Annotated in this window: 15 protein-coding genes; 10 read left to right on the forward strand and 5 right to left on the reverse strand. The window is 64.4% G+C overall.

What is annotated here, in order from left to right:
* Positions 1-25: 25 nt before the first annotated feature.
* Positions 26-1,129, reverse strand: coding sequence for a ferrochelatase (hemH, locus tag GGD90_RS12550; RefSeq protein WP_153117247.1), 1,104 nt, complete (start codon positions 1,127-1,129; stop codon positions 26-28).
* On the reverse strand, positions 1,129-2,157 hold the full coding sequence (gene hrcA / locus GGD90_RS12555; RefSeq protein WP_153117246.1) for a heat-inducible transcriptional repressor HrcA: 1,029 nt from the start codon (positions 2,155-2,157) through the stop codon (positions 1,129-1,131). Before hrcA ends, hemH begins: the two co-directional genes overlap by 1 nt.
* A gap of 70 nt (positions 2,158-2,227) precedes the next feature.
* Between hrcA and GGD90_RS12560 the strand changes: the two genes are divergently transcribed.
* The 3 genes from GGD90_RS12560 (at position 2,228) to GGD90_RS12570 (ending at position 5,513) form a co-directional block, all read left to right on the forward strand.
* On the forward strand, positions 2,228-3,148 hold the full coding sequence (locus GGD90_RS12560; protein ID WP_153117245.1) for an NAD kinase: 921 nt from the start codon (positions 2,228-2,230) through the stop codon (positions 3,146-3,148).
* A gap of 16 nt (positions 3,149-3,164) precedes the next feature.
* Positions 3,165-4,859 carry a DNA repair protein RecN gene (gene recN / locus GGD90_RS12565; protein WP_153117244.1) on the forward strand — a complete coding sequence of 565 codons (1,695 nt, stop codon included), beginning with the start codon at positions 3,165-3,167 and terminating at the stop codon, positions 4,857-4,859.
* A 99-nt stretch (positions 4,860-4,958) separates the two neighbouring features.
* Positions 4,959-5,513: a putative metalloprotease CJM1_0395 family protein gene (locus tag GGD90_RS12570; protein ID WP_153117243.1), complete on the forward strand. Its 555-nt coding sequence runs from the start codon at positions 4,959-4,961 to the stop codon at positions 5,511-5,513.
* Positions 5,514-5,624: 111 nt separating this feature from the next.
* On the opposite strand, the gene GGD90_RS12575 is transcribed toward GGD90_RS12570, so the two are convergent.
* Together GGD90_RS12575 and fur are read right to left on the reverse strand one after the other, a co-directional pair.
* Positions 5,625-6,188 carry a TMEM165/GDT1 family protein gene (locus tag GGD90_RS12575; protein ID WP_153117242.1) on the reverse strand — a complete coding sequence of 188 codons (564 nt, stop codon included), beginning with the start codon at positions 6,186-6,188 and terminating at the stop codon, positions 5,625-5,627.
* Between the two features lie 140 nt (positions 6,189-6,328).
* Positions 6,329-6,805: a ferric iron uptake transcriptional regulator gene (fur, locus tag GGD90_RS12580; protein WP_153117241.1), complete on the reverse strand. Its 477-nt coding sequence runs from the start codon at positions 6,803-6,805 to the stop codon at positions 6,329-6,331.
* Positions 6,806-7,060: 255 nt separating this feature from the next.
* Between fur and GGD90_RS12585 the strand changes: the two genes are divergently transcribed.
* The 6 genes from GGD90_RS12585 (at position 7,061) to GGD90_RS12610 (ending at position 14,028) form a co-directional block, all read left to right on the forward strand.
* Positions 7,061-7,537, forward strand: coding sequence for an outer membrane protein assembly factor BamE (locus GGD90_RS12585; protein WP_153117240.1), 477 nt, complete (start codon positions 7,061-7,063; stop codon positions 7,535-7,537).
* 1 nt (position 7,538) lies between these two features.
* Positions 7,539-8,345 carry a 4-hydroxy-tetrahydrodipicolinate reductase gene (dapB, locus tag GGD90_RS12590; RefSeq protein ID WP_153117239.1) on the forward strand — a complete coding sequence of 269 codons (807 nt, stop codon included), beginning with the start codon at positions 7,539-7,541 and terminating at the stop codon, positions 8,343-8,345.
* 268 nt (positions 8,346-8,613) lie between these two features.
* Entirely contained in the window at positions 8,614-9,801 is a 1,188-nt protein-coding gene (gene carA, locus GGD90_RS12595) for a glutamine-hydrolyzing carbamoyl-phosphate synthase small subunit (protein WP_228273766.1), read from the forward strand.
* Positions 9,794-13,000: a carbamoyl-phosphate synthase large subunit gene (gene carB / locus GGD90_RS12600; RefSeq protein WP_153117238.1), complete on the forward strand. Its 3,207-nt coding sequence runs from the start codon at positions 9,794-9,796 to the stop codon at positions 12,998-13,000. The genes carA and carB overlap by 8 nt, the downstream gene beginning before the upstream one ends.
* A 69-nt stretch (positions 13,001-13,069) precedes the next feature.
* Positions 13,070-13,546, forward strand: a complete 477-nt coding sequence (gene greA, locus GGD90_RS12605) for a transcription elongation factor GreA (protein WP_153117237.1) — start codon at positions 13,070-13,072, stop codon at positions 13,544-13,546.
* 8 nt (positions 13,547-13,554) lie between these two features.
* Positions 13,555-14,028 carry a DUF4149 domain-containing protein gene (locus GGD90_RS12610; RefSeq protein ID WP_153117236.1) on the forward strand — a complete coding sequence of 158 codons (474 nt, stop codon included), beginning with the start codon at positions 13,555-13,557 and terminating at the stop codon, positions 14,026-14,028.
* Between the two features lie 77 nt (positions 14,029-14,105).
* On the opposite strand, the gene GGD90_RS12615 is transcribed toward GGD90_RS12610, so the two are convergent.
* Positions 14,106-14,477 (reverse strand): YhbY family RNA-binding protein, encoded by a 372-nt coding sequence (locus tag GGD90_RS12615; RefSeq protein ID WP_221227762.1) that lies wholly within the window; start codon positions 14,475-14,477, stop codon positions 14,106-14,108.
* A gap of 49 nt (positions 14,478-14,526) precedes the next feature.
* Between GGD90_RS12615 and GGD90_RS12620 the strand changes: the two genes are divergently transcribed.
* Positions 14,527-15,147 carry an RlmE family RNA methyltransferase gene (locus GGD90_RS12620; protein WP_153117235.1) on the forward strand — a complete coding sequence of 207 codons (621 nt, stop codon included), beginning with the start codon at positions 14,527-14,529 and terminating at the stop codon, positions 15,145-15,147.
* The last annotated feature ends 98 nt before the right edge of the window (positions 15,148-15,245 follow it).

The following is a 15,245-nucleotide window of genomic DNA, read 5'->3' on the forward strand; positions in this document are numbered from 1 at the left end:
GGAGATCAGCGCTGCAAGAGTCAGCCTAGCAAGGCGCGCCGAGTTTGCGCGCGCGCAGCAGGCACTCGACCAGCTCCTTGTTCGGCTCCTCGCCCGAGGTCGGCCAGCCGGCCATGTGCCGGGCAGCGAGTTCGCCGAGTGCGCGAATCCAGTCGTCGCGTTCGTTGAGGCAATGGATGAAGTGGAATTCGCTGCCGCCCGCGGTGAGGAAATCCTCGCGCCCTTCGATGGCGATCTCTTCAAGCGTTTCAAGACAGTCGGAGACGAAGCCCGGACAGATGATGTCCACGCGCTTCACCCCGGCCTGACCAAGGGCCTTCAGCGTGTCGGTCGTATAGGGCTCGAGCCACTTCGAACTGCCGAAGCGCGACTGGAAGCAGACCGCATATTTGTCTTCCGTCAGGCCAAGCGCTTCGGCGAGCAGTCGGCTGGTCTTGTGACACTCGCAGAAAGTCGTGTCGCCGACCTTCAGCGTCGACCGCGGCACACCGTGATAGCTCATCACCAGCCGGTAGTCGTCGTCGGGTTGGCCGTATTTCGCCCAGTGTTCACGCACGCTGGCGGCCAGCGCGGCGATATAGCCGGGATTGTCGGGGTAGCTTCTGACCGTGCGGAATTCGGGTTGGCTGCGGCAGGCCTGCGCCCACGCAAACGCCCGGTCGAAAGCAGTGGCGGTGGTGCTCGCCGAGTACTGCGGATATAGCGGCAGGAGCAGGATGTGGTCGCAGCCTTCGGCTTTCAGGCGTGACAATGCGTCGCCGATCGACGGCTGGCCGTAACGCATGGCGTGTTCGACACGCACGCGATAGCCCGCTTCGTGCAGGAAGCCGCGCAACAGCTTGGTCTGCCGTTCGGTATGCACGCGCAGCGGTGATCCCTCCTCAGTCCAGATCGCCTGATACTTCACCGCCGAGCGCGCTGGCCGGAAGTTGAGGACGAGACCGTTGAGGATCATCAGCCACAGCGGGCGCGAGGTTTCCACGACGCGCGGGTCGGAAAGGAATTCGCGCAGGTACATGCGAACCGCCTTCGTGGTTGGCGCTTCCGGCGTACCGAGATTGATCAGCAGTACGGCAGTCTGCGACGGCGCGTCATGGCGTGCGGGAGGTTCGGTCATGTAACGGGACATCAGGATTGGGCCTGTTGGGTAAGGGCGGATGAAAGCAGCCGGGCGGTGATGTCAACGATCGGAATGACGCGCTCGTAAGCCATGCGCGTCGGACCGATGACACCAACCGAGCCGACAATTCGACCATCCACCTCGTAGGGTGCGGTTACCACGCTGCATTCGTCGAGCGGCGCCAAGCCCGATTCGCCGCCGATGAAAATCTGCACACCGTCGGCGCGGCTGGACAGATCGAGAAGTTGCATCAATGCCGTGCGTTGCTCGAAGAGATCGAACAGTTCGCGCAGGCGCTTCATGTTCGACGTGAATTCCTCGACGTCGAGCAGGTTGCGTTCGCCCGAGAGCACGTACTCGCCGCCCGGTGCCGACAAGGCTTCGTCGCCGGCGGTGAGCGCGGCGGCCATCAGACCCTGCAGATCGCCACGCAGTTGCAGCACCTCGTCCTTGATGCGCTGACGGATGGCGTCGAATTCCTGGCCGGCAAAATACTGGTTGAGGTAGTTGCCGGCAGTGACCAGTTCGGCCTGCGAGTAAGGGCGCTCGGCGCAGATGATGCGGTTCTGCACGTCGCCGTCGGCAGTGACGAGAATGAGCAGGATGCGTGTTTCCGACAGTCCGACGAACTCGATCTGCCGGATGCGCGGCGACATGCGTCGCGGCGCCAGCACGATACCGGCAAAGTGCGTCAGTCCGGAGAGCAGCAGCGAGGCGCTGCTGATCAGCTGTTGCGGCGGCGACGGATGCAGCTTGAACTCGATGGCTTCGATCTTGTGCTGCTCGAGTGGCTGCACGGTGAGCAGGCTGTCGACGAAAAAACGGTAGCCGCGCGGCGTCGGAATGCGCCCGGCCGAGGTGTGCGGGCTGGCGATGAAACCGATGTCTTCAAGGTCGGCCATGACGTTGCGCACCGTCGCCGCCGACAGGTCGAGACCCGAGTACCTGGAAAGCGCACGCGAGCCGACCGGCTGGCCGTCCGCGATGTAGCGTTCGATCAGTGTCTTGAGCAGGGTCCGCGAGCGTTCGTCGAGCATAAGGGCCGAATTCTACAAAAAATGTGCCTGCCGCGGGGCGTGCTTGGGGGTTTGTGGTTTAATTCGCCCCATGAAAGAGAGCCCCGGTTCCGCGTTTTCCGATTCGCCGCCGCCGCGGAAGTTCGCCCTGATCGGGCGTTTTGGAACGCCCGAGATGGCAGGTTTGCTCGCAGCGCTCGCCCGACATCTTGAAGAGCGCGGCGGCAGCGTCCTCATCGAAGCGGCGACCGCCGAGTCGGCCAGCGGTGGGGAGCTTTCCTCCTGGCCGGTACGCGACTTCGCAGCGATCGGCAGCGAGGCCGAGCTTGCCATTGTCCTTGGCGGTGACGGTACCATGCTCAACGCCGCACGTCAGCTTGCGCCCTTTGGCACGCCGCTGGTCGGCGTCAATCAGGGGCGTCTCGGCTTCATGACCGATGTTGCGCGCAACGAGATGACGGCGCGCATCGACGATCTGCTGGCCGGGCGCTTTGTCCCGGAAAACCGCATGCTGCTTGAGGCACAGGTATGGCGTGACGGTGCCGTCATGGCTTCCGGTGTGGCGCTGAACGAGGTGGTCGTCGACAAGGGGGCGATCGGCCGCATGATCGAATTCGCCTTGTATATCAATGGCGAATTCATTTACAACCTGCGTGCTGACGGCCTGATCATCGCCACCCCGACGGGTTCCACCGCCTACTCGCTGTCGGCCAACGGCCCGATCCTGCATCCGCAGGTCGCTGGCATCGCACTGGTGCCGTTGTGTCCGCATGCGCTGACCAACCGGCCGGTGATCATCGGCGACAGCGCCGAACTCACCATCGGCATCACTCAGGCCGCTGCTTCGCGCGCTCACCTGGACGGGCAGCTGACCTTTGATCTGTTGCCCGACGACCGCGTTGTCGTGCGTCGTTCCAGCCACTCGATCCGCTTTCTGCATCCGCCCGGTTACAGCTATTTCGCCATGCTGCGCGAAAAGCTGCACTGGAGCGAACGTCCGCAAGATCATTGATTGAATTGACGAGATCATGCTGCATCGTCTGACGATACGAGACTTTGTTCTGGTCGACCGGCTTGACCTCGAGTTCGCCACCGGTTTTGGCGCACTCACCGGTGAAACCGGTGCCGGCAAGTCGATTCTGGTCGATGCGCTGGCCTTTGCGCTCGGCGAGCGCGCCGACGCCGGAATCCTGCGCAGCGGTGCCGAACGCGCCGAAGTGAGCGCCGAGTTCGACAGCTCGCCGGCCGTTGCGGAGTGGCTGCAGGCCAACGACTTCGCTACCGACGAGGCGCTGCTGTTGCGCCGCCTGATCGATGCCGGCGGGCGTTCGCGTGCCTACATCAACGGTTCGCCGGCGACGCTGCAGCAATTGCGCGAGGTGGCTGAATCGCTGGTCGATATCCATGGGCAGCACGCGCATCAGTCGCTGCTGCGTGCCGATGCTCAGCGATCGCTGCTCGACGCGCACGGCGGGCTCGACGCACTGTGTGGCGAAGTGGCGGCAGCGTTTCGCGCCTGGCGGGCGGCCGCCGCGGCACGCGCCGATGCCGCCGGCAACGCCGAAGCATTGCTCGCCGAGCGCGAGCAGCTTGCCTGGCAGCTACGCGAACTTGAGCGCCTCGGCTTCTCCGCTGATGAATGGGCGTCGCTGAATGGCGAGCATCGCCGCCTGGCGCACGCCAGCGGCCTGATCGACGGCGTCCAGGCCGCCTTGGCGCTGATCGCCGACGACGACATGGGCGCCGGGGCCGGCGGTGATGCGCCCGCGGCGCTGCATCAGCTCGACCTTGCCGGCGAGCGCATCGACGCGTTGCTTGACGTCGATCCGGCACTCGCCGAGGTGGCCGGGCTGCTGCGTTCGGCGCAGGCCGAATTGGCCGAGGCCGCTTCGCTGCTGCGCCGCTACGTCGACCGTATTGATGTCGACCCGCAACGTCTGCAGGAAATCGAACGACGGATCGAGGCAACGCTCGATTGCGCGCGCAAGTACCGTGTCGCGCCGGACGAGTTGCCGGCGCTGCTCGCCAGTAGCCGCGCGCGTCTCGCCGAACTCGGCGAGGTCGCCGACTTGGCAGCGCTCGACGCCCGCGTTGCCGCAGCGGCAGCGCACTACGAGGCCGTGGCGGCGCGCTTGGGCGCGGCACGCCGGGCGACGGCCGAAAAACTGTCGGCGGACGTCAGTCGCGTCATGCAGCAGCTGGCGCTCGCCGGTGGGCGTTTCGAAGTCGCCCTGCTGCCGCTGGCTGCCGGCAGCGTCCATGGCAGCGAGCAGGTCGAGTTCCGTATTGCCGGTCTGGCCGGTGGCGAGGCGCGCGCGCTGGCGAAAGTTGCGTCTGGCGGCGAGTTGTCACGCATCAGTCTGGCCATTCAGGTCGTTGCCAGTCAGGCGACGCGTGTGCCGACGCTGGTTTTTGACGAGGTTGACGTCGGCATCGGCGGCGGCGTCGCCGAAGTCGTTGGCCGCCTGCTACGCGAGCTCGGCAGCGAACGTCAGGTCTTGTGCGTCACGCACCTGCCGCAGGTGGCGGCGCGTGCGCTCTGGCAGTGGCGGGTACTCAAGGAGAGCGACGGTGCCGGCGTGCGCAGCCGGCTGCTCGCACTCGACGCGGCCGGCCGCGTCGAGGAAATCGCGCGCATGCTCGGCGGCGTCGAGATCACCGCGATTACCCGGCAGCACGCGCGCGAAATGCTGGCGCCGGGAAGCGCTGCCGACGGGCAATAGGTCGGCAGCGCTACGCCCGCTGGCCTATGATGAACTGGCTTCGGCGCAAAACCACCGGCTCGGTGACGCGTTGACCTGAGCCACCTTTCGGGAAGGACGATGATTTCGGGCCTGGTCGGTGCAGCTGCACAGGATTGGCTGTGGAGCTCCTCTTCTTCCGCGACTGCCGGCCGGGCGCCGGCAGCACAGTCGCGTGCCGATGCCGCCGGCACCGCCATGACGCCCGAGCAGCAGCGTCAGGTGCAGGCGCTGGCGAATACCGATCGTCAGGTCCGCCAGCATGAGCAGGCGCATCTCGCCGTTGGCCGTGATCTGGTGCGCGGCGGCGCCTCCTACGAATACCAGCAGGGGCCGGACGGCAAGCGCTACGCCGTCGCCGGCGAGGTGTCGATTGATGCTTCGCCAGCGTCGACGCCGGAAAAGACGATTCCGAAAGCGATCCACATCCGCAATACGGCGCTGGCGCCGGCGGACCCCTCAGCGCAGGATCAAAGCGTCGCCGCGAGCGCTGCGCGCATGGAGGCCGAAGCCCGGCAGGAGCTTGCCCGGCTGGCGCGAGAGGGCGGCACGGCCGGTCCGGCAGCCGCCTACAGCGCGGTAGCGCGTGCCGGCAGCGAGCCCGGGCAAGCGTCGCAGGTGAATACTTTTGCCTGATCCGGGGCGCCTGCTCCTTGCGCTGGCCGTGTCGCGGCTGCGCAGGTCTCTCTGAAGCGCCTGAAAACCGCCCGAGACAGCCGCCAGTGCCGAGCTCAGGGCGCGGACCGATCAGCCGGAAGTGAACAGCGTCAGCAGGCCAGTAACCGCGAAAACAGCGGCCGCAGCCCAGCGGATCGCGGTCAGCGGCAGCCGTCCGGCGAGGCGTTCGCCGAGCAGCACGGCCGGCACGTTGGCCAGCATCATGCCGAGTGTGGTGCCGACGACGACCCAGGCCAGTGCATCGAAGCGCGCCGCCAGCGCAATGGTGGCGAACTGCGTCTTGTCGCCCATTTCGGCGAGAAAGAACGCCACCAGCGTGGTCATGAAGGCGCTGGCGTGACCGGCCGGCGGCGCGTCGTCGTCATCGAGCGTATCGGGGCGCAGCGTCCAGGCGGCGAAGGCAAGAAAAAGTATGCCGGTTGTCCAGCGCAGGGTGTCGGGCGCGAACCACGAGGCGATCCACGCGCCGAGCGAAGCGGCAAGGCCGTGATTGGCCAGTGTTGCGACAAAAATACCGGCGATGATCGCTGCCGGCCGGCGCAGGCGCGCGGCGAGCACGAAAGACAGGAGCTGCGTCTTGTCGCCGATTTCGGCGAGCGCGACGAGCAGTGTCGAAGTGATGAAGGCTTCCATGAGCAGGTGAGGTCAGTACAAACGCGCAAACGCCCACCTGGGGCGAATTCCAGGAGGGCCGCTTGCAATTGGCAGAGAGCGGGTGGTGCCGGACGGTGGCGCGGCCGCTGCGGTCAAGCGTCGGCGCGGCAGGAGTGGCCTCAGTTGCCGTCGCTATTCCCGGCGTCGCCTGGTTTTTCGGCTGCCTTGCGCGCGGCGCGGTGCGGACAGTCGGGTTTCAGGCATCCGGCGTAGAGATAGAGCGCATGTTCCTGGATGGCGAAGCCGCGTTCCTTGGCGATCTTTGCTTGCCTGCGCTCGATTTCCGGGTCGTAGAACTCTTCGACGCGGCCGCAATCGACGCACACCAGATGGTCGTGGTGGCGTCCGGCATTCTTTTCGAAAACCGCCTTGCCCGACTCGAAATGATGGCGCTCAAGCAGGCCGGCCTGCTCGAACTGGGTCAATACGCGATAAACGGTGGCGAGTCCGATGTCCAACTGCTCGGCGATCAGCAGCCGGTGCACGTCTTCGGCGGCCAGGTGGCGAATGTCCGAACGTTCGAACAATTCGAGGATTTTCAGCCGCGGAATGGTGGCTTTCAGCCCCAAGCTCCGGAGATCTTGCGGATTGCTCATCGGTGTCCTCTGCTCGCAGTAAGTCCGCATACCGGGTCGCGACTGATGGTGAGCCCGGGGCGTCCGTTGGATTTTTTCGGTTATGATATACCGCCCGCAACGAGAAGAGAAAACCTGTCATGAGGTCCCGGCGGACTAGGGGTGCTGTCCGTGATCGTGTCTCTGCCAACGGGCGGGCGGCGCTGCTTCGTGGCAGCGCTCTTTTCTTGGGTGCTTCTGCTCCGTCCTTCGCATACCTACGGAATCCTTCTGCACATGAAGTCCAAGCGAATTCTTGCCGCTGCCCTGTTGCTGGTGGCGATTTCCGGTTGCTCGTCGGTACCCAAGCTCGTCACCGAGTACCGTATTGATGTTCAGCAGGGAAATGTCCTCACCCAGGAAATGGTCGCGCAGCTGAAGCCCGGACAAACCCGCGAGCAGGTTCGTTTCATCCTGGGTACGCCGATGCTGATCGACATGTTCCATGCGGATCGTTGGGACTACGTTTATCGCTTGCGCAAAGGCGCGACCGACACGGTTGAAACGCGACGGTTTACGGTGTTTTTCGATGCTGACGGCCGCCTTTTTCGCGTCGCCGGCGATGTCGCCGCCGCTAGCGCGGGGGATGCCGGTGCGGAACCCGAGGTGCGTTCGCGCCTGATCGATCTCGGCTCGGTCCCGGAAGGGACGGCGGCGCCCGCTACCGAGCAGCGCGGCTTTTTTGGCAGGATGCTGGAAACGGTGGGTTTTTGAGGTGAGCAGATTGAAGATTGCGATTGTTGGCGCCTGCGGGCGCATGGGTCAGAACCTGATCGAAGCAACGCTCAAGGATGGCGAGGCAGTTCTGGTTTCAGCGATTGATCAGGAAGGCGCCCCTGGCTTGGGGCGTGATGCCGGTGAACTGCTCGGTTTGCCCTGCGGCGTGCTGGTCACCAGCGACGTTGAGGCCGGCATCGCCGCGGCCGATTGCCTGATCGATTTCACGCGGCCGGCCGGCACCCTGCGTCATCTCGAGATTTGCCGCCACCACGGGGTTGCCGCTGTGATCGGTACGACCGGCTTCGACGACGCGGGCAAGCGCGCCATCGCCGAGGCGGCGAGCGCGATTCCGGTGGTTTTTGCGCCGAACATGAGCGTTGGCGTCAATGTCGTGTTCAAGCTGCTCGATCTGGCGACACGGGTGCTGACGCAGGGCTACGACATCGAGATATTCGAGGCCCATCACAAGCGCAAGATCGATGCGCCGTCGGGAACGGCGCTGCGCATGGGTGAGGTGATCGCGCAGGCGCAAGGGCGCCAGCTCGCCGACTGCGCCGTTTACGCGCGCGAGGGCGTCACCGGCGAGCGTGAGCCGGGCAGCATCGGCTTCTCGGTGGTGCGTGGCGGCGACATCGTCGGCGACCACACGGTGATGTACTGCGGCGACGGCGAGCGGGTCGAAATCACGCACAAGGCCGCCAGCCGCATGCCTTATGCGCTCGGCAGTCTGCGCGCTGCGCGTTTTCTGGCCGGACGCGAGAAGGGCTTGTTCGACATGCAGGACGTGCTTGATCTGCGCTGAGCGATAGTGCTGGACTGGCCGTGCCGGGCGGTTTCTCCATCGCGCCTGCTGGCCACTTCTTCTGCGCTGTTGCAAGCTTTGACGGGCGCTTGCGGGGTGTCGGCGCAAGGACGCGACGGCGCCTCAATTGCCGTCAAGGGGGGGCTTCCGGTATAATCGGGTCATCCGGTTGGATGTGAGCGGGAGGGCTGCGAGCCCTTCCGCTTTTGCGTATCTAAGCCCGGCATTCTTCGGGCTGCGCACCCAGCCGCGTCAACAGGAGTGTTTCGTGCCGTCGTTCCCCGCCCTGTACCCAGATTTTCCACCCGCGATTCTTGCCCTCGCCGACGGTTCGCTTTTCCGCGGTCACGCCATTGGCGCTGCCGGTCGTGTCGGCGGCGAAGTGGTGTTCAATACGGCGATGACCGGTTATCAGGAAATCCTCACCGATCCGTCCTACTGCCGGCAAATCGTCACGCTGACCTATCCGCACATCGGCAACACCGGCTGTAACGACGAGGATTTCGAATCGGCCGCCAACCACGCTGCCGGTCTGGTCATTCGCGACCTGCCGGCGCGCGCCCAGAACTGGCGCAAGCGCGAGGACCTTTCGTCCTACCTGCGTCGCCACTGCGTCGTTGCCATCGCCGGCATCGATACGCGGCGGCTGACGCGTCTGCTGCGCGAAAAGGGCGCGCAGGCCGGTTGCATCCTCACCGGCGACGACGCGCAGGCGGCGATCGCCGAGGCGCGCGCCTTCCCCGGTCTCGCCGGCATGGACCTGGCCAAGGTCGTTTCGGTTGATGCACCCTACGAATGGAATTCCTGCGCCGCTGCCGGTCACGGCGCCAGCGCCGGCGAATGGACGCTGACCGGCTATCAGGCGGCCCCGGCCGCTGCTTTCCATGTCGTCGCCTACGATTACGGCGTCAAGCGCAACATCCTGCGCATGCTGGCGCAGCGTGGCTGCCGCGTCACCGTCGTGCCGGCGCAGACGCCGGCGGCCGAGGTGCTTGCCTTGTCGCCCGACGGCGTCTTCCTGTCCAACGGCCCGGGCGATCCGGAACCCTGTGATTATGCGATCGCGGCGATCCGCGAACTGCTGGCGCACCGTGTGCCGGTTTATGGCATCTGCCTCGGCCACCAGTTGCTGGCGCTGGCTTCCGGCGCGCGCACGCTGAAGATGAAGTTCGGCCATCACGGCGCCAATCACCCGGTCAAGGACCTCGATACCAAGCAGGTGCTGATCACCAGCCAGAACCACGGTTTTGCGGTCGATCCGGCAACGTTGCCGGCGAACTTGCGGCCGACGCACGTGTCGCTGTTCGACGGCTCGCTGCAAGGCGTGGCGCGCACCGACGTGCCGGCCTTCTCCTTCCAGGGTCACCCCGAGGCGAGTCCCGGTCCGCACGACATGGCTTACCTGTTCGACCGTTTCATCAAGCTGATGCAAGACAATAAGGCGACAAATGCCTAAGCGCGACGACATCAAGAGCATTCTCATCATTGGTGCAGGCCCGATCGTTATCGGTCAGGCCTGCGAATTCGACTATTCCGGCGCGCAGGCCTGCAAAGCGCTGCGCGAGGAGGGTTACCGCGTCATTCTGGTGAACTCCAATCCGGCGACGATCATGACCGACCCGGAAATGGCCGATGTGACCTACATCGAGCCGATTACCTGGAAAGTGGTCGAGAAAATCATCGAGCGCGAGCGCCCCGACGCCTTGCTGCCGACGATGGGCGGGCAGACGGCGCTGAACTGTGCGCTCGATCTGGCGCGCCATGGCGTGCTCGAGAAATTCGGCGTCGAGATGATCGGCGCCTCGCGTGAGGCGATCGACAAGGCCGAGGATCGCGAGAAGTTCAAGCGCGCGATGACCAAGATCGGCCTCGGTTCGGCCCGCTCGTCGGTGGCGCACTCGATGGAAGAGGCGCAGCAGGTGCAGGCGATGATCGGCTTCCCGGCGATCATCCGGCCGTCCTTCACCATGGGCGGCTCCGGCGGTGGCATCGCTTACAACCAGGAAGAATTCGTCGAGATCTGCAAGCGCGGTCTCGAAGCCAGCCCGACGCGCGAATTGCTGATCGAGGAATCGCTGCTCGGCTGGAAGGAATACGAGATGGAAGTCGTCCGCGACCGTGCGGACAACTGCATCATCATCTGCTCGATCGAAAACCTCGATCCGATGGGCGTGCACACCGGCGACTCGATCACCGTCGCGCCGGCGCAGACGCTCACCGACAAGGAATACCAGATCATGCGCAACGCGTCGATCGCGGTGCTGCGTGAGATCGGTGTCGACACCGGCGGTTCGAACGTGCAGTTCGCGATCAACCCGGACGATGGCCGCATGATCGTCATCGAGATGAATCCGCGTGTGTCGCGTTCGTCGGCGCTGGCGTCGAAAGCGACCGGCTTCCCGATCGCCAAGGTGGCGGCCAAGCTGGCCGTCGGCTACACGCTCGACGAACTCGCGAACGAGATTACCGGCGGCAAGACGCCGGCGTCGTTCGAGCCGTCGATCGACTACGTCGTCACCAAGGTGCCGCGTTTTGCCTTCGAGAAATTCCCGCAGGCCGACTCGACGCTGACGACGCAGATGAAGTCGGTCGGCGAGGTGATGGCGATCGGCCGCACCTTCCAGGAGTCCTTGCAGAAGGCTTTGCGCGGTCTCGAAGTCGGCGTCGACGGCTTCAACCTGAAGACGGTCGATCCGGCGACCATCGACGAACAGCTGGCGCATCCGACGCCGGATCGTCTGTGGTACGTCGCCGATGCCTTCGGCGTCGGCATGTCGGTCGACAAGGTTCATGAGCTGACCCGCATCGACCCGTGGTTCCTGGTGCAGATCAAGGAAATCGTCGATCTCGAACTGGCTGTCGAGCAGCGCGAACTGGCTTCGCTGACGGCTGAGGAGCTGCGTTTCCTCAAGCGCAAGGGTTTTGCCGACCGTCGTCTGGCGCACCTGACCAAGAGCAGCGAAGCTGCCGTGCGCGCGCATCGGCACGCGCTGAACGTGCGTCCGGTCTATAAGCGCGTCGATACCTGCGCCGCCGAATTTGCTACCGATACCGCCTACCTGTACTCGACCTACGAGGAAGAGTGCGAAGCCGCGCCGACCGACAAGAAGAAGATCATGGTGCTCGGCGGCGGTCCGAACCGCATCGGCCAGGGCATCGAATTCGACTATTGCTGCGTGCATGCAGCGATGGCGATGCGCGAGGACGGCTACGAAACGATCATGGTCAACTGCAATCCGGAGACCGTGTCGACCGACTACGACACCTCGGATCGCCTGTACTTCGAGCCGCTGACGCTCGAAGATGTGCTTGAGATCGTCGCCGTCGAGAAGCCGGTCGGCGTCATCGTCCAGTACGGCGGCCAGACGCCGCTGAAACTGGCGCTGGCGCTCGAAGCCAACGGCGTGCCGATCATCGGTACCAGCCCGGACATGATCGACGCTGCCGAGGACCGCGAGCGCTTCCAGCAACTGCTGCACGAGCTGGGCCTCAAGCAGCCGCCCAACCGTACCGCGCGCACCGAAGCCGACGCCCTGCGTCTGGCCGAGGAAATCGGTTATCCGCTGGTCGTGCGTCCGTCGTACGTGCTCGGTGGTCGCGCCATGGAAATCGTCCATGAGCAGAAGGATCTCGAACGCTACATGCGTGAAGCGGTCAAGGTTTCGCACGATTCGCCGGTGCTGCTCGACCGCTTCCTCAACGACGCCTGCGAAGTCGACGTCGATGCCTTGTCCGATGGCGAGGAAGTGATCATCGGCGGCGTCATGGAACACATCGAACAGGCCGGCGTGCACTCGGGCGACTCGGCGTGTTCGCTGCCGCCTTACTCGCTGGGCCAGGAAGTGCAGGGCGAGCTGCGTCGTCAGACCAAGGCGATGGCGCGTGCGCTCAAGGTCGTCGGCCTGATGAACGTGCAGTTCGCGATCCAGGGCGACCAGGTTTATGTGCTGGAAGTGAATCCGCGTGCTTCGCGCACCGTTCCGTTCGTGTCCAAGGCGACCGGCTTGCAGCTGGCGAAAATCGCCGCGCGCTGCATGGCGGGTCGTTCGCTGCGTGCGCAGGGCATTGCCGGCGAGGTCATCCCGCCTTACTACTCGGTCAAGGAAGCGGTTTTCCCTTTCGCCAAGTTCCCTGGCATCGATACCATTCTCGGTCCGGAAATGAAGTCGACGGGCGAGGTGATGGGGGTCGGTGTCAGTTTTGCCGAAGCATTCTTCAAGTCGCAGCTGGCTGCCGGTGTGCGTTTGCCGAGTTCGGGCAAGGCCTTCATCAGCGTCAAGGAATCCGACAAGGCGAAAGCCGTCGACGTCGCCCGCGACCTGCATGCCGGGGGCTTCGATATCGTCGCCACGCGCGGCACGGCCGCGGCGATCGCCGCCGCCGGTATCCCGGTGTCGGTGGTCAACAAGGTGACCGAAGGCCGCCCGCATGTCGTCGATATGATCAAGAACAACGAAATCGCGCTGCTGATCAATACCGTTGATGAAAAGCGGCAGGCGATCAACGATTCGCGCTCGATCCGCACTTCGGCGCTGGCAGCGCGCGTCACCAGCTACACGACGATCTGGGGCGCCGAGGCTGCTGCCGAAGGCATCAGGAATCGCGGCGAACTCGTTGTTTATCCCATTCAGGAGCTGCACGCGCAGCTCGTTTGATCCACACCCGAACCGCCGTCCACACCTGCAAGTGCCGGGTGGCGGCGGTTTTTTGCTGGCGACCAAACCATGAGCAAGGTTCCACTGACATTGACGGGCGCCGAGAAATTGCGCGCCGAACTGCATCGCCTGAAAACCATCGAGCGACCAAGCGTGATTGCGGCAATCGCCGAGGCGCGCTCGCACGGTGACCTGTCGGAAAACGCCGAGTACGACGCCGCCAAGGAGCGGCAGGGCTTCGTCGAGGGGCGTATCCAGGAAGTCGAGGGCAAGCTGTCCAACGCCCAGATCATCGATCCGAAACTGCTTGATGCCGGCGGCCGCTGTGTCTTCGGCGCAACGGTCGATCTTGAGGATCAGGACAGCGGCGACGCGGTGACCTACCAGATCGTCGGCGAGGACGAAGCCGACATCAAAGGCGGCAAGATTTCGGTCAATTCACCGATCGCGCGCGCGTTGATCGGCAAGTTCGCCGGCGACATGGCTCAGGTCATGGCGCCCGGCGGACTGCGCGAGTACGAAGTCCTCGACGTGCGTTACGAGTAAGCTTCAAGGTGCGACGCTTTGCCGATGCACTTTTCTGGCTGGCGCTGACGCTGTGGGTCGGCGGGTTGTGGAGCATCGGCTACATCGTCGCGCCGACGCTGTTTTCGGCGCTGGCCGACCGGCAACTGGCCGGGGCCGTGGCGGGTCGCCTGTTCGCGCTGATCAGCTGGATCGGCATCGGCTGCGCCAGCTATATGCTGCTTTACCTGCTGCTGCGGCAGGGCGCTTCGGCCTTGCGCAGCAGCCTGTTCTGGTTGCCGTTGCTGATGCTGCTGTTGACCCTGATCGGTCATTTCGGTGTGCAGCCGATCATTGCGCAGATCAAGGCCGAGGGACTGCCGCTTGACGCCGTCGAAAATGCTGTTGATGCCGTGCGCAAGAGCCGTTTTGCGACCTGGCACGGTATCGCCAGCGTGCTCTACCTGATTCAGAGCCTGATTGGTGCGCTGCTGGTGGTCGTCGCCGGGCGCAGTCCGCGATGAGTCAGGCGGCGTGGAAGGCTGTTGCAGGCGCCAGTTCGCTGCGCGCGGTCCGGCGCAGCGTTCGGCCAGGCACCGGGTCAGTCGTTCTGGAAACTACGCTTGCTGCGCCGCGGCGCTTGGCGACGCGTGCCACGATGACCGGCGTTTGCCGCCTCGGCGTCGATGCGCGCTTGCGTGTCCGGGTTAAAGACGACGAGCAGTTTGCCGATGTGCTGGACGGGCGCGACATTGAACTGGCTGCAGATGGCCGCAAGGAAAGCTTCGCGCTCTTCGCGGTCATCGTTGTAGACACGGATCTTGATCAGCGGGTGGCTGGCGAGCGAGACGCCAATCTCCTTGAGTACCGAGTCCGACAGGCCGTTCTGGCTGATCGAAACGACGGGCTTCAGGTCGTGGGCACGGGCGCGCAGCGCGCGACGCTGCTCGGGAGTGAGCGTAGGAATGGGCATTGGCTTGTCGGATCGTCCGAAAAGCACGGATTCTAACGGGTTCTGGGATATGGCGCGAACACGGACGAGCAAGGCATGGATGCGCGAGCATGTGAACGACAGCTTCGTGCAGCGCGCGAAGGCCGACGGCTATCGCTCGCGTGCCGCCTACAAGCTGATGGAAATCGACGATCGCGACCGGCTCATCCGCGCCGGCGAATCGGTTGTCGATCTTGGCGCGACGCCCGGCGGCTGGTCGCAGGTAGCGGCCAAGCGTCTCAAGGGGCATGGTCGCGTTTTTGCGCTCGACCTTCTGGAAATGACACCTCTGTCGGGGGTCACCTTCTTCCAAGGCGACTTCCGCGAGGCCGAGGTCTTGCAGCAACTCGAGGATGCGCTGGCCGGGGAGAAAGTCGCTCTTGTGCTTTCCGACATGGCCCCCAATATATCGGGCATTGCCATCTCCGATCAGGCGCGGGCGATGCATCTGGCGGAACTGGCGCTGGAGTTCGCGCAGTCCTGGCTGAAACCGGATGGCGCTTTTCTGGTCAAAGTTTTCCAGGGGCACGGCTACGAGGACTATGTCCGTGCCATGCGCAAGGTTTTTGCAACCGTCGCCACCCGCAAGCCGGAAGCGTCGCGCGACCGCAGTTCGGAAACCTATCTGCTCGGTCGCGGGCTCAAGACCTGAATTCCTTGTCCTGAGCGAGGCTGGAGTAATCGGTTTACAATGTTCAGAAGCTGCGAAGAATTTTCGTCGCTGGCCCAAGCGGGCAGGAGTCACTCCCG

The organism is Rhodocyclus tenuis (genome assembly GCF_014197755.1).
GTDB lineage: Bacteria > Pseudomonadota > Gammaproteobacteria > Burkholderiales > Rhodocyclaceae > Rhodocyclus > Rhodocyclus tenuis.

Coding starts and splice junctions, on each gene's coding strand:
- hemH (WP_153117247.1), bottom strand. CDS start 1,129: ATGTCCCGTTACATGACCGAACCTCCCGCACGCCATGACGCGCCGTCG.
- GGD90_RS12570 (WP_153117243.1), top strand. CDS start 4,959: ATGATTTCGGGCCTGGTCGGTGCAGCTGCACAGGATTGGCTGTGGAGC.
- GGD90_RS12560 (WP_153117245.1), top strand. CDS start 2,228: ATGAAAGAGAGCCCCGGTTCCGCGTTTTCCGATTCGCCGCCGCCGCGG.
- GGD90_RS12615 (WP_221227762.1), bottom strand. CDS start 14,477: ATGCCCATTCCTACGCTCACTCCCGAGCAGCGTCGCGCGCTGCGCGCC.
- recN (WP_153117244.1), top strand. CDS start 3,165: ATGCTGCATCGTCTGACGATACGAGACTTTGTTCTGGTCGACCGGCTT.
- GGD90_RS12575 (WP_153117242.1), bottom strand. CDS start 6,188: ATGGAAGCCTTCATCACTTCGACACTGCTCGTCGCGCTCGCCGAAATC.
- hrcA (WP_153117246.1), bottom strand. CDS start 2,157: ATGCTCGACGAACGCTCGCGGACCCTGCTCAAGACACTGATCGAACGC.
- fur (WP_153117241.1), bottom strand. CDS start 6,805: ATGAGCAATCCGCAAGATCTCCGGAGCTTGGGGCTGAAAGCCACCATT.
- greA (WP_153117237.1), top strand. CDS start 13,070: ATGAGCAAGGTTCCACTGACATTGACGGGCGCCGAGAAATTGCGCGCC.
- GGD90_RS12585 (WP_153117240.1), top strand. CDS start 7,061: ATGAAGTCCAAGCGAATTCTTGCCGCTGCCCTGTTGCTGGTGGCGATT.
- carB (WP_153117238.1), top strand. CDS start 9,794: ATGCCTAAGCGCGACGACATCAAGAGCATTCTCATCATTGGTGCAGGC.
- GGD90_RS12620 (WP_153117235.1), top strand. CDS start 14,527: ATGGCGCGAACACGGACGAGCAAGGCATGGATGCGCGAGCATGTGAAC.